At 68.4% G+C, this 21,018-nt stretch carries 17 protein-coding genes; 10 read left to right on the top strand and 7 right to left on the bottom strand.

The window, feature by feature from the left end:
- Nucleotides 1-165: 165 nt before the first annotated feature.
- Entirely contained in the window at nt 166-1,347 is a 1,182-nt protein-coding gene (locus CRT23_RS05635; protein WP_103708917.1) for an amidinotransferase, read from the bottom strand.
- A 209-nt stretch (nt 1,348-1,556) separates the two neighbouring features.
- On the opposite strand from CRT23_RS05635, the gene CRT23_RS05630 reads away from it, so the two are divergent.
- The 5 genes from CRT23_RS05630 to hpnK all read left to right on the top strand — a co-directional run bounded on the left by CRT23_RS05630 (nt 1,557) and on the right by hpnK (nt 6,972).
- Nucleotides 1,557-2,645 (top strand): flippase-like domain-containing protein, encoded by a 1,089-nt coding sequence (locus CRT23_RS05630; protein WP_103708916.1) that lies wholly within the window; start codon nt 1,557-1,559, stop codon nt 2,643-2,645.
- Between the two features lie 35 nt (nt 2,646-2,680).
- Nucleotides 2,681-3,247: an ABC transporter substrate-binding protein gene (locus tag CRT23_RS05625; protein ID WP_348271595.1), complete on the top strand. Its 567-nt coding sequence runs from the start codon at nt 2,681-2,683 to the stop codon at nt 3,245-3,247.
- A gap of 97 nt (nt 3,248-3,344) precedes the next feature.
- Entirely contained in the window at nt 3,345-4,532 is a 1,188-nt protein-coding gene (gene hpnI, locus CRT23_RS05620) for a bacteriohopanetetrol glucosamine biosynthesis glycosyltransferase HpnI (protein WP_103708915.1), read from the top strand.
- Between the two features lie 57 nt (nt 4,533-4,589).
- A complete protein-coding gene (hpnJ, locus tag CRT23_RS05615) occupies nt 4,590-6,020 on the top strand; it encodes a hopanoid biosynthesis associated radical SAM protein HpnJ (protein WP_055951775.1) in 1,431 nt (476 codons plus the stop codon).
- 115 nt (nt 6,021-6,135) lie between these two features.
- A complete protein-coding gene (gene hpnK, locus CRT23_RS05610; protein WP_103708914.1) occupies nt 6,136-6,972 on the top strand; it encodes a hopanoid biosynthesis-associated protein HpnK in 837 nt (278 codons plus the stop codon).
- Between the two features lie 97 nt (nt 6,973-7,069).
- On the opposite strand, the gene CRT23_RS05605 is transcribed toward hpnK, so the two are convergent.
- Nucleotides 7,070-9,742 carry an MMPL family transporter gene (locus tag CRT23_RS05605; protein WP_103708913.1) on the bottom strand — a complete coding sequence of 891 codons (2,673 nt, stop codon included), beginning with the start codon at nt 9,740-9,742 and terminating at the stop codon, nt 7,070-7,072.
- Between the two features lie 624 nt (nt 9,743-10,366).
- Here CRT23_RS05605 and hpnH point away from each other — a divergent pair.
- The gene (gene hpnH, locus CRT23_RS05600) at nt 10,367-11,530 is read left to right on the top strand and encodes an adenosyl-hopene transferase HpnH (RefSeq protein WP_103708912.1); all 1,164 of its coding nucleotides are present in this window, start codon (nt 10,367-10,369) and stop codon (nt 11,528-11,530) included.
- A 116-nt stretch (nt 11,531-11,646) separates the two neighbouring features.
- On the opposite strand, the gene CRT23_RS05595 is transcribed toward hpnH, so the two are convergent.
- Nucleotides 11,647-12,066, bottom strand: coding sequence for a PilZ domain-containing protein (locus tag CRT23_RS05595; protein ID WP_245435980.1), 420 nt, complete (start codon nt 12,064-12,066; stop codon nt 11,647-11,649).
- 374 nt (nt 12,067-12,440) lie between these two features.
- Here CRT23_RS05595 and ykgO point away from each other — a divergent pair, with 374 nt between their 5' ends.
- From ykgO to CRT23_RS05580, 3 genes are all read left to right on the top strand, one after another.
- A complete protein-coding gene (gene ykgO, locus CRT23_RS05590; protein ID WP_055886195.1) occupies nt 12,441-12,566 on the top strand; it encodes a type B 50S ribosomal protein L36 in 126 nt (41 codons plus the stop codon).
- 123 nt (nt 12,567-12,689) lie between these two features.
- The gene (locus CRT23_RS05585) at nt 12,690-13,265 is read left to right on the top strand and encodes a tetratricopeptide repeat protein (protein WP_348628838.1); all 576 of its coding nucleotides are present in this window, start codon (nt 12,690-12,692) and stop codon (nt 13,263-13,265) included.
- Between the two features lie 6 nt (nt 13,266-13,271).
- Nucleotides 13,272-14,252 carry an alpha/beta hydrolase gene (locus CRT23_RS05580; RefSeq protein ID WP_103708911.1) on the top strand — a complete coding sequence of 327 codons (981 nt, stop codon included), beginning with the start codon at nt 13,272-13,274 and terminating at the stop codon, nt 14,250-14,252.
- A 39-nt stretch (nt 14,253-14,291) separates the two neighbouring features.
- Here CRT23_RS05580 and pyk read toward each other — a convergent pair whose 3' ends face one another.
- Together pyk and CRT23_RS05570 are read right to left on the bottom strand one after the other, a co-directional pair.
- Nucleotides 14,292-15,728, bottom strand: a complete 1,437-nt coding sequence (gene pyk, locus CRT23_RS05575) for a pyruvate kinase (protein ID WP_055953604.1) — start codon at nt 15,726-15,728, stop codon at nt 14,292-14,294.
- A gap of 830 nt (nt 15,729-16,558) precedes the next feature.
- The gene (locus CRT23_RS05570) at nt 16,559-17,464 is read right to left on the bottom strand and encodes a LysR family transcriptional regulator (protein WP_103708910.1); all 906 of its coding nucleotides are present in this window, start codon (nt 17,462-17,464) and stop codon (nt 16,559-16,561) included.
- Between the two features lie 96 nt (nt 17,465-17,560).
- On the opposite strand from CRT23_RS05570, the gene CRT23_RS05565 reads away from it, so the two are divergent.
- Nucleotides 17,561-18,691 carry an aldo/keto reductase gene (locus CRT23_RS05565; RefSeq protein ID WP_103708909.1) on the top strand — a complete coding sequence of 377 codons (1,131 nt, stop codon included), beginning with the start codon at nt 17,561-17,563 and terminating at the stop codon, nt 18,689-18,691.
- Between the two features lie 99 nt (nt 18,692-18,790).
- Here the strand turns inward: CRT23_RS05565 and CRT23_RS05560 are convergent, their stop codons facing one another.
- The gene (locus tag CRT23_RS05560) at nt 18,791-19,180 is read right to left on the bottom strand and encodes a DUF1036 domain-containing protein (RefSeq protein ID WP_103708938.1); all 390 of its coding nucleotides are present in this window, start codon (nt 19,178-19,180) and stop codon (nt 18,791-18,793) included.
- Nucleotides 19,181-19,592: 412 nt separating this feature from the next.
- Nucleotides 19,593-20,909: a glycerate kinase gene (locus tag CRT23_RS05555; protein ID WP_103708908.1), complete on the bottom strand. Its 1,317-nt coding sequence runs from the start codon at nt 20,907-20,909 to the stop codon at nt 19,593-19,595.
- Nucleotides 20,910-21,018: the final 109 nt, after the last annotated feature.

Below are 21,018 nucleotides of genomic sequence, written 5' to 3'. Positions count from 1 at the left end.
ACGTCTCCAACGCCCCCTTCACCGAGGTCCAGAAGGTCCTCTCCGTCTTCTCGACTGTCACCGCGCCGGTCTCGGCGGCCGCGTCGGTCTACGGCGTCTCGCGCTGACACGAAAAAAGGGGGCGCCCGCTGCGCCCCCCTGGTTCGCTCGCTGACGTGCTCAATCCTAGAAGTAGGACTTCAGGGTGCCCCGACGCCGGACGTCGAGCGTGGCGCAGTGGAACGAGCCGCCGAACGGGCCGTAGGACAGGAACGGCGCCGGGATCGGATCGAAGCCCCAATCCTTGAGGGCCTTGATCAGGGTCGGCTGGCTCGCATCGACGACGATCTTCTTCTCGTCGAGCGCCAGCACGTTGATCGAGGTCCAGGGCGAGCACATCGAGATCTTGCTCATGAAGCCCTCGACGGGGTCGGGGCGGGGCGCGATCAGCACGTCCCACTTCTTCAGGACGGCAGGCAGCTTCTCGACGTCGATGTAGTCCGGGTTCACCAGTACCTTCCCGGGCGCCAGCGGCATGAACGACGAGTCGATGTGCATCGGCTGCGGGCAGCGGCTCTCGATCTCGTGGACCCGGAAGCCGGAGCCGAGATGGCGGCGCAGCCACTCGATGCCCATCAGGTTGGTGACGTTGGAGCGGGTCACGAAGATGTCGCGGCCACAGCGCACGAAATCGGCGGCGTCGAAGACCGGCTCGAACTCATTGACCGTGAACTGCATCGGCTCGCCGGCTTTCAGGTTCGGCACCCGGTAGTCGTAGTTGTAGAGTTCGTCCGTGAGCTGCGGCCGCGGTGCCGACGTCCAGCGCGCACCGTTGCGAAAGTATTCCTTGAACAGCGAGCGGTAGGCGTCGCCCTCGAAGTAGCGCGAGCGCCAGCACATCGGGCTCTCGATGATCTCGTCGCCGATCACAAGATACGGATCGCGCGGGCAGGCGACGCAGAAGCCGCGAGAGGACCAGCGCGGAGCCTTGTACTTCCGGGAGAAGTCGAGCGAGTCGGGACGGCGGATCTTCACACCCTCGCCGGCGAGGATCGAGATGAAGTTGTCGAGCTCCTTCTGGGCGAGCTTCTTCATGAACTTCGGGTACCGGAAGCCGGATGCGAAGCGGTAGAACGGCTGGGCGGCGCGCGGCAGGTTGAAGATGACCGTCAGGTGGTGTGTTGGAATGGTCGCACCATCGAGACTTCCGACGATGACCTCCTCCAGCGGGTCCCACTCGTTCCAGGCCATCACCGGGGAGCTCGGAGCGGGATCGCGGGTCGCCCCGTAGGCGCGTCCGGCGTAACGCTCCACCTGCGCGTCGTCGTGCACGACCTCGCCGGCGGTGATGTGTGATTCGCGGTCCATCTAAATCCGTTCCCCTGTCCGCCCCGACGGCTGATTCTCGGGCCTTCCGCCCTGTGCCGCTTTGGTTCTGACTGTGTCTCCGGGGTGATAGACAACGGTTCCCAAAGCTGCAACTTCCGGAGACGTTCACTGTTTCCGACGGTTTTTTCCGGTCGGAAACACGGCGGATCTAAGCTGCGATTCGCTGTGCTGCTGGCCGAAAGGGGCCCATGAAACGTCTCACGACATTGGCCCTGATCGCCGGACTCTGCACGGTCGTCGGCCTGTTCCTGTCCTCGGGACTGGAAGACGTCGCGGCTGCTGTGGTCAGCGCCGGTTGGGGTGCTTTGGTCGTGGTCGTCGCGCGCGCTGTCGCGGTGGCCTGGGCCGGCCTCGGCTGGTTCGTGATCTTTCCGACCGCAGCGCGCCCGACCCTGTGGGACTGCATGACCCTGCGGTTCGTGCGCGAAGGCATCAACACGCTCCTCCCCGTCGCCCAGGTGGGCGGCGACTTCGTGGGGGCCCGGCTCCTGACGAAGCGCGGCGTATCCGGCGGCATCGCGGGCGCCAGCATGTTCGTCGACCTGATGACCCAGGCGGTCACGCAGTTTCTGTTCACCGTGGCGGGCGTCCTGCTCCTGGTTTGGGTCGCCGGCGATGGACCGATCGTCCGGACGGTGGCGGGCGGCCTCGCCCTCGCAGCGCCCGCCCTCGGTGCCTTCTACCTGATCCAGCGGCGGAGCGGCCACAAGGTCATCCAGGCCCTGGTCAGCCGCTTCGCCGGCGCGCGCGAGTGGCGTGCGCTCGGCGCCATCGACGTGCTCTACGACAGCCTGAAGCGTCTCTACGGCAATCGCGGCCGCGTCGCTGGTGGCCTCGGCATCCATCTGATCGGCTGGTTCATCGGCACGGTCGAGGTTTATGTCGCCCTGCATTTCATGGGCTATCCCATCAGCATCGTCGAGGCGGTGGTGATCGAGAGCCTCGCCCAGGCTGTTCGCGGTGCGGCCTTCGCGGTTCCAGGTGCCCTCGGTGCCCAGGAGGGCGGCCTCATCGCGCTCTGCGCCATCTTCGGCATCCCCGCCGAGGCGGCTCTGGCGCTCTCTCTGGTCAAGCGTCTCGCCGATCTCCTGGTGGGTGTTCCCGGCCTCTTCGCCTGGCATGCGCTGGAGGGAACCCAAGCCGTGGAGCCTGTGGCGACCGAGGTGCGGACTGAGCCGGCCCTCCGGCACGACCTCCTCGTCCCGGTGCTCGCCAATGACTTTGGTAACCGCGCCCGCGCCGAGGCCGATCTGGGAGATCTCAAGAAGTGCGCCTGAATCGCCTCGTTCTCGCGGGCCTCGTCTTCGGCCTCCTGCAGCTGAGCCCGAGCGCCCACGCGGCGGACGATGCCGCGGTGGAGTCGGTCAGCAAGGTCTACGCGACCTTCGAGGCGGCCCTGAAGGCTGCTCCGAAGGACGTCGGCGCCCGTGCGGCCAGTATCGGTCCCACGCTCGGCGAGACCTTCGATTTTCCGGCCATGATCCGTCTGGCCGCCGGACCCAAGTGGAAATCCTTCGCGCCGGAGCAGCAGGGCGCCCTCACCGAGGCCTTCGGCCGATACTTCACGGCAACCTACGCGACCCGGCTCGCGCAGGCGGCCGGCGGCAAGTTCACGGTCAAGCCGCAGAGTGAGGCGCGCGGCCCGAACCGCGTCGTTCAAACCGAGGTCGCCAACAAGGACGGCGACACCTCACAGGTCGACTTCCTGGTCGGCCCGGGCAACCGGGTGCAGGACGTCTATCTCAACGGCAACGTCAGTGAAGTGGCGAGCCTGCGCGGCAGCTTTGCCGAGCCGCTGAAGACCGGCGGTGCGGATGGCCTCCTCACATTCATGCGCGAACGCACCACGGGGATGCTCGCCGTCAAACCAGCGCCTTAGAGTCGGGCGAAACACCCCGGACTTTGTTCCTCTCCCCGCCTTCGACGATTCGCGCCGCTCGCTACCGCGGCACTCTCACGAGACCCGTGACCGAGCGATGCCCCTCATGGACCTGACCTGGCTCTCGCACCTTCTGCCGCTGATCGCCCTGGTCGGCTGCTTCTACGGCCTGACGGCGGCTGCCTTGGCCAGCCGGTTCGCGCGGAAGCCGGAGCCGCAGCTCGGGACCGAAGTCCCGACGGTCACGATCCTCAAGCCTCTCTGCGGGATCGAGCCCAACCTCTACGAGAATCTCGAGACGTTCTGCCAACAAGCTTATCCAGCACCGGTCCAGATCGTCTTCGGCGTCCAGAATGCGACGGATCCTGCCATCGCGGTTGTCCGCCGTCTCCAGGCAGCCTATCCGGCCGCGCGCCTCGACCTCGTGATCGACGCACGCCAGCATGGTTCGAACCGCAAGGTCTCGAACCTCATCAACATGTCGGCCCGCATCGCCCATGACGTCGTCGTACTCGCTGACAGCGACATGGTGGTGAAGCCGGATTACCTCGCCCGCGTCGTCGCTGCGCTGAGCCAGCCAGGCGTCAACGGCGTGACCTGCCTCTATCACGGTGTGCCGGCCCATCGGGGCATCTGGGCCCACCTCTCCGCCCTCGCCATCGACGTCCAGTTCCTTCCCAACGTGGTGATGGGGACGTCCCTCGGCCTCGCCAATCCGTGCTTTGGCTCGACGATCGCCTTCAGCGCGAAGGCACTGGCCGAGATCGGCGGTTTCGAAGCGTTCCGGGACGATCTCGCCGACGACTATGCCATCGGCGAGGCCCTACGCGCGCAGGGCGGCCTCGTGGCGATCCCAAGCTTCACCATCGGTCACACCTGCGTCGACACCGACCTGGCGAGTCTGTGGAGCCACGAGCTGCGCTGGAACCGGACCATCCGGAACGTCGATCCCGCCGGTTACGCTGGCTCGTTCGTCACGCACGCCTTTCCGCTGGCCCTGATCGGCGCGCTGATTCCGGGGGCGGGCACCACCGCGCTCGCGGTCGCGGCCTTCGCGCTCGCCTGTCGCATCGTCCTCTGCATCCGGCTGGAACGCGCCTTCGGCCTCTCCCCGCACCCTTACTGGCTGTTGCCGATACGTGACATCCTCTCGTTCATGAACTTCACCTGGAGCTTCGTCTCAGGTGCGGTGACATGGAAGGGCCATGATTATCGCGTGGTTGCAGACGGTACCTTGATCCCCGAGACGACGCTCGGCCGCGATGCTGGTGCATCGTCGCTCTGACCTTCGTCTCGACCCTTGTCTCATCTTTCCCTTGATCTCGCTGAGGCCTTGAACCCCATGCGCACCCTCTTCCTGCAGGCCCCCACTTTCGACGGCTTCGACGGCGGCGCCGGCTCCCGCTACCAGGCCAAGCGCGAGATCAAGTCGTTCTGGTATCCGACCTGGCTCGCACAACCGGCCGCCCTGGTGCCGAACTCGAAGCTGATCGATGCCCCCCCGCACAACATCAAGCTCGACGAGATCGTCGCCCAGGCACACGACTTCGACCTCGTGGTACTTCATACTTCGGTTCCATCGTTCAAGTCGGATGTGAAGACCGTCGAGGCGCTGAAGGCTGCCAATCCGAAGCTCATCGCCGGTCTGATCGGCGCGAAGGTGGCGGTGGATGCCGCCGGCTCCATGGCGCAGGCCCCGTGCATCGATTTCTGCGCCCGCAACGAGTTCGACTTCACCGTCAAGGAAGTCGCCGACGGCACTCCGATGTCCGAGATCAAGGGCCTGTCCTATCGTGATGCCAACGGCGTCGTGGTCCACAACGAGGACCGCGAGATCATGACGGACATGGACCAGCTCCCGTTCGTGACGTCGGTCTACAAGCGCGATCTCGAGATGGAGAAGTACTTCATCGGCTACCTGAAGCACCCCTACATCTCGTTCTACTCGGGCCGGGGCTGCAAGTCGCGCTGCACCTTCTGCCTCTGGCCGCAGACGGTCGGCGGTCACACCTACCGCACGCGCTCGGTCGCGCACGTGATCGAAGAGATCAAGTACTGCCTGAAGGAGTTCCCGCAGACGAAGGAGTTCTTCTTCGACGACGACACCTTCACCGACAACCTGCCGCGCGCCGAGGAGATCGCCCGCGAGCTCGGTAAGCTCGGCGTGACATGGTCGTGCAACGCCAAGGCGAACGTGCCCCGCGAGACCCTGAAGGTCCTGAAGGATAACGGCCTGCGCCTGCTGCTGGTGGGCTACGAGTCCGGCAACCAGAAGATCCTGAACAACATCAAGAAGGGCATGCGCGTCGAGGTCGCCGAGAAGTTCACGAAGGACTGCCACGAACTCGGTATCGCCATCCACGGCACCTTCATCGTCGGTCTCCCCGGCGAGACGAAGGAGACGATCCAGGAGACGATCGCCTTCGCCAAGCGCATCAACCCGCACACGATCCAGGTCTCGCTGGCTGCGCCCTATCCCGGCACGTTCCTCTACAAGCAGGCCGTCGAGAACGGCTGGCTCGACGTCGAGAATGCCGAACTGGTGGATGAGAACGGGGTCCAGATCGCGCCGCTGCACTACCCGCACCTGTCGCACACGGAGATCTTCGCGGCCGTCGAGGAGTTCTACAAAAAGTTCTACTTCCGCGCACCGAAGATCGCGTCGATCGTCTCCGAGATGGTGCGGTCGCCCGACATGATGAAGCGACGCCTGCGCGAGGGCGTGGAGTTCTACCGCTTCCTCAAGGAGCGTCAGACCAGCGCTGCCGCCTGAGCGTGACGCCGGTTCGATAGGAGACGGCCGGGCTGGAAAGCCCGGCCGTTTCGCGTTTCGGGGTCCAGATCCTCAACCGCGGACGGAGACACCGTCCGCAAACCGGAGCCGCTCAGTGAAGCGATTGGTTGTCACGGCTGATGATTTCGGCCTCAGCCTCGAGGTCAACGAGGCGGTGGAGCAGGCCCACCATGACGGTATCCTGACGGCCGCGAGCCTGATGGTCTCGGCGCCGGCCGCTGCCGACGCGGTGGCACGGGCCAAGCGCCTGCCGTCCCTCAGGGTCGGTCTGCATCTCGTGATGGTGGAGGCATGGCCGACCTTGCCGCCGGCCGAACTGCCCGATCTTGTCGGACCGGACGGGCTCATCCGCAGCGACATGGGTCGGCTCGGCCTCGACCTCGCCTTGAAGGCATCCGCGCGGCGTCAGCTGGCCGCCGAGATCGAAGCCCAGTTTCAGGCTTACGCAGAAACGGGTCTGCCTCTCGATCACGTCAACGCCCACAAGCATTTCCACGTGCACCCGCTGATCGCGGGGCTCGTCCTCGCCGTCGGCGCCCGGCACGGCATGCGGGCGATTCGCGTGCCTCGTGAGACCCGTGCGGTGCTGCGGGCCGTCGAGCCGGGTACGGTCGCGAAGGCGGCCCTCGATACGGCGCCCTGGGCAGCGCTCCTCGCAGTGCGCGCACGTCAGGCCGGCCTCCTGATCCCTGATCGGACCCTGGGCCTTGCCTGGTCTGGAGCGATGACGCCGGCCCGCGTGGCGGGCCTGCTCAGGCATCTGCCGGACGGTCTCACCGAACTCTATACCCATCCGGCCACCGGGGGCGGGTTCGCGGGTGAGGCTCCGGGTTATGCCTACGCGGCGGAACGCGATGCGCTCATCGCACCGGAGAGCGTGGCGGCCGTCGCCGGGATCCCGCGTGGCGGGTTCTCGGACTTTCTGGTCTGAGCGATCGGACGACGCTACACCGATCGGATCGCTGGATCGGAAAACGGGCGCGGATTTGATCCGCGCCCGTTTTCCGTCTTGCTCTGCAAACCGTGTCCTACTTCGCGGGAACGGCTTCCGCGGCGTGAGCGCGGGCGGCCGGCGGCACGGCCGCGTCACCTTCGGGACGCTTCGGATCCGGGTACTTGGGCGGCGGCCCGAGGAAGGCCGGAACCACGAAGAACGCGGCGACCAGGGTGAAGAACAGCGACAGGGCGAGGAGCTTGCCCATGCTGGCTGTACCCGGATGGCTGGAGAGCACCAGCGATCCGAACGCGGTGCCGGTGGTCAGGGCCGAGAAGAAGATCGCCCGGGTCAGGCTGGAGGCCAGCATGTCGGTGACGCCCGCTCGCCAGGCGATGACGTAGTAGATGTGGAAGGCCACGCCGACAGCGAGCATCAGCGGCATCGCGATGATGTTGGCGAAGTTCAGCGGCATCCCGACGATGTGCAGCGCCATCAACGTCCACAGGGTCGCCAGCACCAGGGGGCCGAGCGTCATCGCGACGTCCCACGGCTTCCGCAGCGCCACGGACAGGATGATGAAGATCAGCACCAGGGCGGTGATCGCGGCCTGCAGGAACGCGCCGAGGATGGTGTAGCTCGAAGAGGTCGTGGCGACGGGCGCACCCGTCGCGTGCGGCGCAACGCTCTGAACCTCCTTGGCGAAGTTCCGGAGGACACGGTTGTCGTTGGCGTCACCGCTCGGATGAACCTCGATCCGAGAGCGTCCATCGGCAGCCACCCACTCGGCCTTCAGCTTCGGCGGCAGGTTGTCCAGGGTGACCTTTTCGGGGTTCAGAAGCCCGGACAGTCGGGTCAGCAGCGTCTTCAGGTCGGTGGTGAGTGCAACGCTGGCGGTTTCGCGGGTGCCGACCGGGGCGGCAGCGAGCTTGTCGAGGTCAGTTGCAAGGTCGCCTGCCGCCTTCGCGCCGGGGGCATTGGAACTGGAGGCGATGCCGCGCAGCGCGGTGACGGCCTCCTTGATCGCCTTGACGTTGTCCGCGTCCGTGGGCGGCGGCGGCTTGCGGCCCGGGTTCAGCACCGGACCGAGGAGCTGTGCCGTCTCGGCAATGGTCGCGAGCTTCTGATCCTGATCCGGCGGCACGAAGGTGTTGATGTCGATCACCTTGGCCACCGACTTCAGCTTCAGAAGCTTATCGGCCAGAGCCGGCACCGCATCCACGGAGGGCGCCATCACGTCGATGATGTTCGGGCTCGTCGCCGGATCCTTGATCAGATCGAGGTAGGTCGAGATCGACTCCACCTTCGGGCTGCGCAGGTGCATCGGGTTCGAGTCGAAGGGCAGCTTGAACAGGAGCGGGACGCCCGCCAGAGTAATCACCCCGACGCCGATCAAGATCGGCTTGCGGTTGCGGATGATCCAAGGATCGACCCCGGCAAGCCAGGTGGTCTCGACGGCCTCCCGCTCGCCTTTCGGCTTGAACACCGCGATGAGCGCGGGCAGCAACGTGAGGGAGAACAGGTAGGCCACGATCATGCCGACGCCGGCGATGAGGCCAAGTTCGGAGACGCCGCGGAACGCGGTGGGCAGGAACGCGAAGAAGCCTGCGATCAAGGAGATCGCCGCGAGGGTCAGGGACCAGCCGACCCCGTGGGCCGCGGCTCGCATCGCCGACAGCAAGTCGGGCTGCTCGAAGCGGTCGGCACGATAGCGCACCGCGAACTGGATGCCGAAATCGATGCCAAGGCCGACGAAGAGTGCGGCGAACGCCACCGAGATCGGGTTGAGTTCGCCCACCATCAGCAGGCCGAGGCCCGCGGTGACGATGAGCCCCGCGAAGGTCGTGATCAGCACGGCGCCGATCAGGGGCGCGGAGCGGAGGGCGAGCCAGAGGAATAGGACGATCGCGCCGACCGTGACGCTGTAGTTGAGCAGCGCGTCCTCGGAAAGGGTGGCGAATTCGTCGTCCGCCACGGCGACGGGTCCGGTCAGCCGCATGCGCGGAGCGCCGGCGAATTCAGGTCCACCGAGGGTGTTGATCTTGAGATCGGAGGCGACCTTGCGCACCACCTCGGTGGCGTTCGCGCCCGGCTGCAGGGCGTTGTAATCCAGTACGGGCTGGATCATCACGAACTTGCGCAGGTCTGTGCTCTGCGTCTGCCCGTTCGCCAGGAGCATCTGCCACGACATGCGTGCGGGCTCTCCGGCCAGCACCTTGCGCACGGTCGTGTCGATCTGCGCCATCGGCCGCTCGAGATCCTCGAGCTTGGCATCGCCGCTCTTGATCCCCCGTGCGCCGAGACCGAGGACCCGCATGATACCGCGCAGGGACGGATCGGCTGCCAGCGGACCGAGGAGGCCCTGCTGCTGCACCAGCTGCTCGGTGGTCTTCGTCAGCTCCTCCTGCGACATCAGCAGGAAGCCGTTCTTCTCGTAGAAGGCACCGCCGTCCGGACGGTACACCGACTCGATCATGTCCTTGTGGCTGACGAGGGCTGCCGAGAACTCGGCCGCCGCTTCCTCCGCTTCCTCGGGCGTCTTGCCGTCAATGACGGCGACGAGGGTGCCGGTGCGTTGCGGGAAAGCCTTCTCGTAGTTGATCTCGTCCTGGCGCCAGGGCACATCCTTGTCGATCAACCGCTCGACGTCGGTGTTGATCTTGAAGAGGTGAGCCGCCACACCGGCACTGGCCACGGTGACGAGTGCGACGAGAGCTATGACCAACCAGCGACGCTGGACGGAAAACGCGACGAGCCGTTCGATCACGAGTATCCTACCTGCCTGAGCGATCCGATTGCCGCCCGGCCGCGCCAAACTTCGGCGCCGAGGCCAGTGGAGCCACGGGACGGGAATCGATCTGTCTTGTGACGCCGGTTATCACCTGTTGGTGCAAAATTCGAATCCGGTCCACGAACGGTGTCTCGCGCGGCCGGAGAGCGATGGTATTGCGGTTCATCAAACGAATCGCATTGCTCACACGAATTTGCTTCACTCAGGCGCTCACGTAGCGACCAAATGTCTGTAATGCAACGCAAACGGATTGATCGATCGCCGGTTCAAGCCAGCGTGCGATTTCGCACTGCACTTCTCCGCGACCCAAGCTTTGGTGAACGGAAGTAGGGACCGCCAACTGCTAAGCTGCGGCTCTGGCATGCAGTCAACGACTAGGAATAAGCGCATCCGACGGGGTTATATGCCGGCGGAGCGCTCCGACTGACCGAAGGGTCCAGGTCACCGTCTGTGGCCGGATTGTTTCAGCGCCGCGAGAATTTGCGCGAACGGCATCCAATCGGGGCCTTTCGGATTCGTTCCAGTCTACCTCGCTGGAATTTGGCCTTTTTTCACGCTAAGCAGCCCGATACATCGGGGCCAACAACAAGGAGCCGCGTCTTGGGCATCCCTATCCGGTACGTCGCGAAGATTGGCGGCTACATCCTGAAGCAGCACCTCACCGGTCGCAAGCGCTACCCACTCGTGATGATGATGGAGCCGCTGTTCCGCTGCAATCTTGCCTGCGCCGGTTGCGGGAAGATCGATTACCCGGACGAGATCCTGAACAAGCGACTGCCCGTCGCCGATGCGCTGGAATCCGTGCGCGAGTGCGGTGCACCCGTGGTGGTGATCGCCGGCGGCGAGCCGCTCCTGCACAAGGATCTGCCCCAGATCGTCGAGGGCATCATCGCGCAGAAGAAGTTCGCGATCGTCTGCACGAACGCGCTCCTGCTCGAGAAGAAGATCAAGGAGTACAAGCCGAGCCCGTACTTCACCTGGTCGATCCATCTCGATGGCGACAAGGAGATGCACGACCAGTCGGTGTGTCAGCGCGGCGTCTACGACAAGGCAGTGGCGGCGATCGCGAAGGCCAAGGAGATGGGCTTCCGCGTCACCATCAACTGCACCTTCTTCAATAACTCGTCCGCCGACAAGATCGCCGACTTCTTCGACAGCGTGACGAAGATGGGCATCGACGGCATCACCGTGTCGCCCGGCTATGCCTACGAGCGGGCGCCGGATCAGAAGCACTTCCTGAACCGGAAGGCGACGAAGGAGCTCTTCCGCGGCGTGTTCCGGCACGGCAAGGAGAAGGGCCGCGAGAAGTGGACCTTCCAGCAGTCGGGCCTGTTCCTCGACTTCCTGGCGGGCAACCAGACCTACCATTGCACCCCCTGGGGCAACCCGACCCGCACCGTGTTCGGCTGGCAGAAGCCCTGCTACCTCCTGGGTGAGGGCTACGCGGCGACCTTCAAGGAGCTGATGGAGGAGACCGATTGGGACTCCTACGGCACCGGCAACTACGAGAAGTGCGCCGACTGCATGGTCCACTCGGGCTATGAGGCCTCTTCGGTCGTCGACTCCGTGAAGAAGCCCTGGAAGCCCCTGGTTCACGCGTTCCGCGGCATCAAGACCGAGGGTGAGATGGCTCCGGAGGTCAGCTTGGAGAACCAGCGTCCGGCCGAGTTCGTGTTCTCGCGCAACGTCGCGCAGAAGCTGTCGGAGATCAAAGCTTCGGGCGTCGACACCAAGCGCGAAGCCCGCAACCGCAGCGCCGCCTGATTTCAGGCCGGCGCGGCTACCCACGAACAGCGAAAACCCCGCTCTGCTCCGGCAGGGCGGGGTTTTTCGTTGGCGCCTGCCTGCCGGCTGCTTGGAGAAATGCCGCGGCAGGTGTCTTAGAAGGCCGAGATGCCGCGCTTCCGCGAGGGGACACCAATCCCGCCGCCCGCGATGTCCTCCGGAGTCGAGACGTCCGCCGACGGCGCCGGCGCGGGAGCGCCCGCGGTCGTGACGGCAGCGGGCGTCGGCAGCTTGCCGACGCGCTCGATCCGCACACCGACATAGTCGCCGCGTCGCCAGGCGATCCGGACGAGGCAGAGGAAATCGCGTCCGATGATTCGGAGCATGAAGACGGGTGGGAGCGCTTGGTTCGCGCCGACACAGATGCGCGCGCCGGATTTCGAGACATCCTTCACGCTGCAGGGGATTTCAGTACCGTCCCGGAAACGGATGGTCGCGATCCAATTGGTCGGACTGCGCTCCTCACGACGCTGGATCGGCGCCGGTGTTTCGGGTTGCTCCATGCCGGTCGCCACGGGTTCTATCTCCGCGCCCCACGCGCGTACTCGAAGACATAGCGATGCAAATCTTTACAGACGGATATCGGTCTCCGTCCAATCCGCGCTCGGCCGGCCGCAGATGCACCAAAATCGCTCAGGGCTGGCCACGGCGGTGCCCGGACGCTTACCGGATGCTCGATCCCGGTTCGGTCCCTCCGTGAGGCGAAGGACCGTTCCGGCAAAGCTTCGCTTCGGAATGGGGCGTGACGCCTTGCCTTGCCGGCGCGAATCCTGATAAGGCAACCGCCTTTCCGCGATGCATCGACACATCGCCGAGGTCGCCGTCAGGTGCCTCGTTCCCGAGACCCTATGGACAGGCGGCGGGCTCGTTCCCGACCGACGTGAGACCGATGAAGATTCGCAACTCCCTCAAGTCCCTGCGTGGCCGTCACCGCGACAACCAGATCGTGCGTCGTAAGGGCCGCGTCTACATCATCAACAAGACCCAGAAGCGCTTCAAGGCCCGCCAGGGCTGAGGCCGACGGGGTGCTCTGCCGCGAGACGCGGCAAGCGCGCACGTTGACGTCGCGATCCGGGGCGAGGAAGCTCCCGGCATGTCGCGACCCGCACACCATCGATCCTGCCTGCATCGATTCTGCTTGAAAGCCGCGCTCGCCGCGGCTTTCTGCGTTTTCCTCGCACCCCCCGTCGGTGCTCGGCCGGCGCCGGAAGCGCAGCCGCCGAAGAAGACGCAGCCGCTGACGCTCGACGACCTGTACGCGCGCCTGAAGGCGGCGGGCGACGATGCCGAGGCGAAGGGCATCTCGCGGCTGATCGAGCAGCGTCTCGGCCGTTCCGGCAGCGCCACGGCCGACCTGCTCACCGAGCGGGCCCGGCAGGCGATGTCCGGGCAGGATCTCCCCCTGGCGATCGAGCTGATGGACCGGGCCACCACCCTGGAGCCCGGCTGGTCGGAGGGCTGGAACCGGCGCGCGACGGTGTTCTGGATGCTGTCGGACCCCTCCGCGGCCATCGCCGACCTGCAGCGCACCCTCGTGCTCGAGCCGCGCCACTACGAGGCCTGGGCCGCCCTGGGACGGATCTACCAGACCCTCGATGACAAGCGTCGCGCCCTGGAGGCGTTCCGCCGGGCGGCGGCGCTGTATCCCCGGATGGATCGACTGCAACAGGCCATCGACCGGCTGGCGCCGGACGTCGACGGCCGCGACCTGTAGCCGATCATGCTCCTGCTCAAGCTGATCGCCGGCCTCTTGGCCGGTGGGATCGTCCTCGGCCTCGTCGCCGCCGGCGTCACCCTGCTGATCTCGGCGCGGATCGAGGCGCGCTATCCGCCGGCCGGGCCGTTCGCGTCGGTGACCGGCGGGCGCATCGCCACGGTCCAGGCCGGTCCGAATCCCTCCCCGCGCGGCACCATCGTGCTCCTGCACGGCGCTTCGGCCAATGCCGCCGACCCGATGACGGATCTCGGCCGCCGGCTCGCCGGCGAGGGGTTCCGCGTCGTGGCCCTCGACCGGCCGGGCTTCGGCTGGAGCGACCGCCTGACCGGCGCCGCCATGGCGGCGCCGAAGGCCCAGGCCGGGGCGGTGGCCGAGGCCCTGAAGGATCTCGGGCTCGGGCCCGCCCTGATCGTCGGTCATTCCTGGGCCGGAGCGCTGGCGACCGCGCTCGCCCTCGATCATCCCGACCGGGTCGCGGGCCTGGTCCTGCTGGCGCCGGCGGTGATGCCGCTGCCGGATCTCGGACCGATCCCCTGGTACTACCGGGTGGCCCTGATGCCGCCGGTGACCTGGCTCCTCAGCCGGACGGTGGCGACGCCGGTGGGACTCTACTACCTGAAGCCGGCGGGCCAGTCGGTGTTCCGGCCCCAGGAGGCCCCGGCCGGCTACCTGGAGGCGAGCCGGGCCGCCCTGGTCCTGCGTCCGGCGACGATGCTCGCCAATGTCCAGGACCTGATGGCGCTGCCGGACGCCCTGAAGCGCCAGAGCGCCGCCTACGACCGCATCACCGCGCCCACGGTCATCATCACCGGGGACCGCGACGGGATCGTCCCGGCGGAGCGCCACGCCAGGCCCCTGGCACGCCTGATCCCGGGGGCCCGGCTCGTGGTCCTGCCCGGGATCGGCCACATGGTCCACACCGTCGCCACCCAGGCCGTGGTCGACGAGGTCGTGCGTCTCGCCGATTCGCTGCCCGTGCGCTGAGGCGCGTCGGGCCCGCGGCCCGGACGCGCCCCGGCCGGTTCAGGCCTTCGCCGCGTGCTCGCGGGTGACGAAGGCGATGCGCACGAGGTTGGTCGCGCCGGGCGTCCCGAACGGCACGCCGGCCACCACGATGATGCGGCCGCCGATCTCGGCGAAGTTTTCGCGCACGGCGAACTTCGCGGCCCGGAACGCCATGTCGTCCACGTCGCTGGCGTCCTTGGTGACGATCGGGTGCGTGCCCCAGCACATGGCGAGCCGCCGGGCGGTCTCGCGCTTCGGCGTCAGCGCGATGATCGTCGCGTTGGGCCGCGAGCGGGCGAGGCGCAGGGCGGTCGAACCGGAATGCGTCCAGGCCATGATGGCCGTGAGGTTCAGGGCATCGACCATCTGGTGCGCCGCCGCCGCGATGGCGTCGGAGGCGGTGGCGTCGGGCTCGGAGCGCTGGGCCGTCAGGATGGTCCAGTAGAGGGCGTCGCGCTCCACCTGCTCGGCGATCCGGCTCATCATCGAGATGGCCTCGATCGGGAAGGTGCCGGAGGCGCTCTCGGCCGAGAGCATCACAGCATCCGCGCCCTCGTAGACGGCGGTGGCGACGTCGGAGACCTCGGCGCGGGTCGGCACCGGGGCGGTGATCATCGATTCGAGCATCTGGGTCGCGACGACCACCGGCTTGCCCATGCGGCGGGAGGCGCGGGTGATGCGCTTCTGCACGCCGGGCACCTGCTCCAGGGGCATCTCGACGCCGAGATCGCCGCGGGCCACCATCAGGCCGTCGGAGATCTCGATGATCTCCTCCAGGCGGGTCAGGGCCTGCGGCTTCTCGATCTTGGCCATCACCAGGGCGCGGCCCGCCGCGACCTTCTTCACCTCGGCCACGTCCTCGGGACGCTGCACGAAGGAGACGGCGATCCAGTCGGCGCCGGCCGCCAGGCCGGCCTCGAGGTCGCCCCGGTCCTTCTCGGTCATGGCGGCGACCGGGATCACCGTGTCGGGCAGGGAGACGCCCTTGCGATTCGAGATGCGCCCGCCGATCTCGACGCGGGTCACGGCGCGGCCCTCGGACACCTCGGTCACGGTCAGCCGCAGCTTGCCGTCGTCGATGATGACGACGTGGCCGGGCTCCAGGGCCGAGAGGATCTCCGGATGGGGCAGGTAGACCCGCGAGACGTCGCCGGGGGTCGGGTCGCTGTCGAGCACGAAGGTGGCGCCGTTCTGCAGGATCGCGGCGCCCTCGGCGAAGGCGGCCACGCGCAGCTTCGGGCCCTGGAGGTCGACGAGGATCGCGATCGGGTGCTTCAACTCGCGCTCGATCGTGCGGATGACCTCGATCTTCTCCGGCAGCTTCTCGCGCGGCAGGTGGCTCATGTTGAGACGGAAGACGTCCGCGCCGGCGCGAAACAGCTTCTCGATCATCTCCGGCGTGTCGGAGGCCGGGCCCAGGGTCGCGATGATCTTCGTACGGCGTGAACGTTTCAAGGCAGTCTCCATCCCCAGAGTGGGCTCCGCCGGCTTCGAAACGACCGGATCTTGAGCGAAGGGCCACAAGCACCGAAGCGGCCGGGAGGTCAAGAACGCCGCGCCGGCGAGGGCCGGCGGGGATCGCCGCGATGCAGCCGACACATGGGCCGTCGCAGCCATGCCCGGCGGACATGCGGGCGCGGCCCGCCGCCGTTTCCGGCGCGGGGGATCGACGGTGGGAGACGCGGGACGCCGCGAAACCACGTGGGGAGAATGAAAGCCGGTTCCCCGGCGTCCCTGGATCCGGCCCCGGAGGCCCGAACCCCTCACGTCACGGCGTCCGTCTACGGCGCCGGCGCCTCGGCTTGCGGCAGCCCCTCTCCGGTGCCCCGATCCCTCGCGGAATCGGCGGCCCCGGCGGCCGGCTTATCATGCCCCACGGCCCCGGACCCGCCTCGTAGTGGGCGGGCCGTCCGTTGTCTGGGGGTGCCCTAGATGCCGGGCCGACGGATCGGCCCGCTCCGGAACACCTTGCGTCGCGCGGTGCCGCCCGGGGCGATGGCGAAACCGGGCCATCGACGCGGGCGCCGTCTCCTCCTCCCAAACCCGCCGACCCGGTCCGCCGGCGGGCCTCCCATCGGGGGAGGCGAGTGACGGGACAAGAGCACATAATAGGAATATTGTCAAGGTTTTTCCTGCCTCGCCGCGGGCTGGGCAGCGGGTCGGGTCGGTGTGCGCCCCCGGCGGTCGACGGGGCCCCGGCGCAGCGACGCGCCGTCGCCGCACCGACGCGTGGATTGGCCCGGGCCGTGCTCCCGCGTCGCGCCGCGGACGTCCCGGAGCGCCGGTCAGGCATCGCTTCGCTCGCGGTCCCGCCAGCGAAGCGCGTCGGTGAGGGCACGCAGGGCAGGGGGGACCTGCCGGCTCGGATAGTACAGGTGGCAGCCCGGGAAGGGCGGGCACCACGCGTCCAGCACCTGGACCAATCGTCCGCTCGCGAGATCGGCCGCGACGTCCGATTCCAGCATGTAGCCGAGGCCCGCGCCGGCGCGGATCGCGGCCGCCGCGAGCGCGCCGTCGTTGACCACGAACTGTCCGCCCGTCCGCAGACGGATCTCACGGTCGGCCTGCGTGAACTCCCACGGCAGCAGACCGCCCCCGCTGAGCCGGTACGAGACGCAGTTATGGGCCTCCAGCTCACCCGGGGTGGTGGGGATGGGATGGCGGGCGAAATACTCCGGCGTGCCGACCACCACCGTGCGCAGGTCGGGACCGACCCGCACCGCCACCATGTCCCCCTCGATCGTTTCGCCGAAGCGGATGCCCGCATCGAAGCCGGCCGCGACCAGATCGGTCAGGCGGTCGTCGATCACGACTTCGACCGAGACGGCGGGATGATCGAGCAGGAAGCGCGGCAGCGACGGCTCGAGGATCGTGCGCGCGGCGTAGGCGAAGGTGGTCAGCCGGATGGTCCCGGACGGCTCGCTCCGCCAGTCGGCCAAAGCCGCCAGCCCGCGGTTCACCTCGTCCAGGGCCGGATTCAGCGACCGGAGCAGGCGTTCACCGGCCGGGGTCGGGGCGACGCTCCGGGTCGTGCGAGCGAGGAGGCGCACGCCGAGACGGGTCTCCAGCCCGCGCATCGCGTGGCTCAGGGCCGAGGGCGACAGGCCGAGTTCCGCGGCCGCGCGGGTGAAGCTCAGGCTTCGCGCCACGGCCGCGAACGCCGCGAGATCATCGAGGTCTCCGCGCCTCATTGCTGTGCCTCGCTCACAAACCCATCTTGCGCCGGGACGCTAATGGACCCTTGGCATCCGCGCTACGCTGCGATCAGTGATTAGCGAGGCACAGCAATGGATCTGACGCAGTATCGGACCCTCGGCCGTTCGGGTCTGGCGGTGAGCCCGCTCGCCCTGGGCACCATGACCTTCGGAACCGCGCGCTGGGGGCTCGACGCGGCGGGCAGCCGCGCGGTGTTCGACGCCTATGTCGAGCGCGGCGGCAACTTCATCGACACGGCGGACGTGTATGCGGGGGGCGCCAGCGAGGCCATGGTCGGCCGCTTCGTGACCGAGCGTGGCCTGCGCGACCGCCTCGTCCTGGCCACCAAGGCGGGTTTTGCCGCCGGAGCCGGGCCGCATGCGGGCGGATGCGGGGCCAAGCATCTCTACGCGGCGATCGAGGGTTCGCTGCGCCGCCTCGGGACGGACTACGTCGACCTGTACTGGCTCCACGTCTGGGACGGCGTCACGCCGGCGGAGGAGTTGCTCGACACCATGGCGGGTCTCGTCCGGGCGGGAAAGACCCGCTATTGGGGCCTGTCGAACGTGCCCGCCTGGTACGCGGCCAAGCTCGCGACCCTGGCCTCCGTGCGCGGGCTGCCGGGCCCGATCGGGCTGCAATACTTCTACTCCCTCGTGAGCCGGGAGGTGGAGGACGAGCACGTCCCGCTGGCGGCGGAGTTCGGCCTCGGCCTGGTGCCCTGGTCGCCGCTCGCCTACGGCCTGCTCACGGGCAAGTACGACCGCGCCACCGTCGAGGCGTCCCCGGCCCGCGGGTCCGGCCTGCCGAGCGAGGCGCGGAACGAGGAGGCCGAGCCCGCCGCAGCGGATCGGCGCCTCGACGGGGCGAACCCGTTCGGCGACAGCCTGTTCACACCGCGCAACTGGGGGATCGTCGACGCGGTACGACGGGTGGCGGACGCGATCGGGCAACCGGCGGCGCGCGTCGCCCTGGCATGGGTGATCGGCCGGCCGGGCGTCGCCGCCACCCTGATGGGCGTCAGTCGGGCGGGGCAGGTCGGCGACAACGTGGCCGCCCTCGACCTCGCGCTCGCGCCCGAGCACCGCGCCGCCCTCGACGCGGCGAGCGCGCCCGACACGCCGCGCCTCCTCTACGACCTCGCCCGGCCGCCCCTGCGCACACAGGTGATCTTCGGCGGGAGCGAGGTCCGGGCCGCGGCCGAGCTGGGGCCGCCGGCCTGACGGATTCGAGGCGACGGCGCCGTTGCCCGGGGCGTGCGTGGACTGCGGACGATCCGGCGGCGTCGCTCGACCGGGACGCGGTCCCGGAGGCGCGCCAGCTCAGGGCGTCGGCGCCACCGGCTGGTTCGGGTCGTTGAGCTGGATCGTCCAGCTCTTCTGCTCGCCGGTATCGACCTCGTAGAAGCCGTTGCGGTCGAGCCCGCGGGCGAGGCAATCCTCGACGCCGCGGATCGTGAATTCGCGGTCCTTGGTGCACATCAGCGAGCGGCCGCTCCACTCGCCGCCGCGCGTGTAGTCCACCGCGTAGACGTAGTAGAATCGCGCCGCGAGGGAGCCCTTCAGGAGCGTCTCGCAGACCTTCGGGGCCACGTCCCACCAGCCCTCCGTGACCCAGCCCTGCGGGTCGCGGTAGCCCAGGGCGATGCCGACCTTGCTGGCGGTCTGGTTGCACATGCGCAGGTCGGCGCGGGCGGGTGCCGGGAGGAGCATGACGGCCAGGAGGGCCGCGCCCGCGAGGACCAGGGACCTGCCACGACCGACCCGCGCCAGCGTTCCCCAGGGCGCCACCCCGTCGTTTCGGGGCGCCGCAGGCGCGCCCGGACCCGAAGGGGCGCGCCGGAGGCGTGCACGCCAGAGCCGCCGAGACATCGACCTCGAAGGCCACCGGCCTATCCGCATTCCGGGCTCCGCTGCACGGCCCTGGGATGACGGCGGGGCAAGGGGGCCGCGCGAGGCTGACGGTTCCGCGGTCCCGTTCTCACGGCCGAGCGGCGCTCTCCGGAGCGCGGTCAGGGCCGCGTCCGGGGAATCCGGACATGCGCCTCCGTCTCTCTCCTCCCAGGAGGAGAGACCCGCGGCGACCATGGAACCCCCGAAGACCTGGACCCGCCCGGCGGCGTCCCTAGCCGACGAGGATGATGCGGCAATCGTTGACATTGGTGCGTGTCGGGCCCGGCTGAACGAGATCGCCGATGGTGGCGAAGAACTTCGTCGAATCGTTGTCGGCCAGCATCGCGGCGGGATCGAGCCCGGCTTCGCGGGCGCGGGCCAGCGTCGTCGGGTCGACGAGGCCGCCGGCCGGGTCGGTGGCCTCGCCCCGGCCGCCATCGGTGCCGTCGGTGTCGGCCGCGATGCCGAGGATGTCGTCGGCGCCGTCGAGCGCGATGGCGAGCGCCAGGGCGTATTCCTGGTTCGGGCCGCCATGGCCCTCGCCGCGGATCGTCACGGTCAGCTCGCCGCCCGAGATGATCGCGACCTTGCGGCCGGCCGCGGCCATCTCCCGAGCCATGCGGGCATGCTCGGCGGCGACCTCGCGGGCCTCGCCCTCGACGTCGGGGCCGAGCATCACCGGCTCGTAGCCGGCCGCGGACGCGGCGGCGGCCGCCGCTTCCAGGGCGTCGATGGGCCGGGCGATGATGCGGTACTCGGCCCGGGCGAAGGCGGGGTCGCCGGCCTTGGGGGTCTCGTTGGCGGGATCGTTGAGGAGGGCCTTGGCGGTCTCGGGCAGGGGGATGCCGCGGCGCTCGCAGATCTCGCGGGCGTCGGCCAGGGTCGTCGGATCCGGCACGGTGGGTCCGGAGGCGATCACGGCCGGGTCGTCGTGGGGCACATCGGAGACGGCCAGCGTCAGGATCGAGCGGGCGTTGCGCGCCATCATGGCGAGGCGGCCGCCCTTGATCCGCGACAGGTGCTTGCGCACGGCGTTGATCTCGTTGATCGGCGCGCCGGAGCGCAGCAGGGCCTTGGTGATGGCCTGCTTCTCCGTGAGGGTGAGCTCCCCGGCCGGGGCGATCCAGTTGGCCGAGCCGCCGCCGGAGAGCAGCACCAGCACGTCGTCCTCCGGCCCGGCATCGGCGGCGATCTTCAGGGCGTCGATGGTGGCGTCGATGCCGGCCTGGTCCGGCACCGGATGCCCGGCCTCGACCATGCGGATCATCGGCGCTTCCTCGCCGTAGCCGTGACGGGCGACCGCCAGGCCGACGATGCGGCTCGGATCGACGCCATGCTCCTCCCGGTAGAACCGGCTGGCCACCGCCGCCATGCTGCCGCCGGCCTTGCCGGCCCCCAGGATGATGAGGCGGCCCCGGCCCGGGGCGGGCAGGTGCGGCACGAGGCAGCGCGCCGGGTGGGCGGCGGCGATGGCCTCGTCGAGGCAGTGGAGCAGGAGGGCGCGGCGGTTATCGGTCGAGGCGGGTGCGGTCATGGCGGGTGCGGTCATGGCGTTTCCGTATTCCGGTGGTCGATCGCAAAGGCGGCCCGGCGGTTCTCCTCCGGATTGTTGTGCCCCCGGCATGGTGCCGGATTGTTGCCGTCGCGGCGCGATCCGC

The sequence above is a fragment of the Methylobacterium sp. V23 genome, from assembly GCF_002917135.1.
Classification (GTDB): Bacteria; Pseudomonadota; Alphaproteobacteria; order Rhizobiales; family Beijerinckiaceae; genus Methylobacterium.
The sequence above is the reverse complement of the archived record's forward strand: the minus strand, read 5'-3'. Positions and strand labels throughout refer to the sequence as shown.

What these genes read in the sequence shown, in the direction of transcription:
- CRT23_RS05635 (WP_103708917.1), bottom strand. Translation starts at nt 1,347, where the DNA reads ATGGACCGCGAATCACACATCACCGCCGGCGAGGTCGTGCACGACGAC.
- CRT23_RS05630 (WP_103708916.1), top strand. Translation starts at nt 1,557, where the DNA reads ATGAAACGTCTCACGACATTGGCCCTGATCGCCGGACTCTGCACGGTC.
- hpnI (WP_103708915.1), top strand. Translation starts at nt 3,345, where the DNA reads ATGCCCCTCATGGACCTGACCTGGCTCTCGCACCTTCTGCCGCTGATC.
- hpnJ (WP_055951775.1), top strand. Translation starts at nt 4,590, where the DNA reads ATGCGCACCCTCTTCCTGCAGGCCCCCACTTTCGACGGCTTCGACGGC.
- ykgO (WP_055886195.1), top strand. Translation starts at nt 12,441, where the DNA reads ATGAAGATTCGCAACTCCCTCAAGTCCCTGCGTGGCCGTCACCGCGAC.
- CRT23_RS05580 (WP_103708911.1), top strand. Translation starts at nt 13,272, where the DNA reads ATGCTCCTGCTCAAGCTGATCGCCGGCCTCTTGGCCGGTGGGATCGTC.
- CRT23_RS05570 (WP_103708910.1), bottom strand. Translation starts at nt 17,464, where the DNA reads ATGAGGCGCGGAGACCTCGATGATCTCGCGGCGTTCGCGGCCGTGGCG.
- CRT23_RS05565 (WP_103708909.1), top strand. Translation starts at nt 17,561, where the DNA reads ATGGATCTGACGCAGTATCGGACCCTCGGCCGTTCGGGTCTGGCGGTG.
- CRT23_RS05560 (WP_103708938.1), bottom strand. Translation starts at nt 19,180, where the DNA reads ATGCTCCTCCCGGCACCCGCCCGCGCCGACCTGCGCATGTGCAACCAG.
- CRT23_RS05555 (WP_103708908.1), bottom strand. Translation starts at nt 20,909, where the DNA reads ATGACCGCACCCGCCATGACCGCACCCGCCTCGACCGATAACCGCCGC.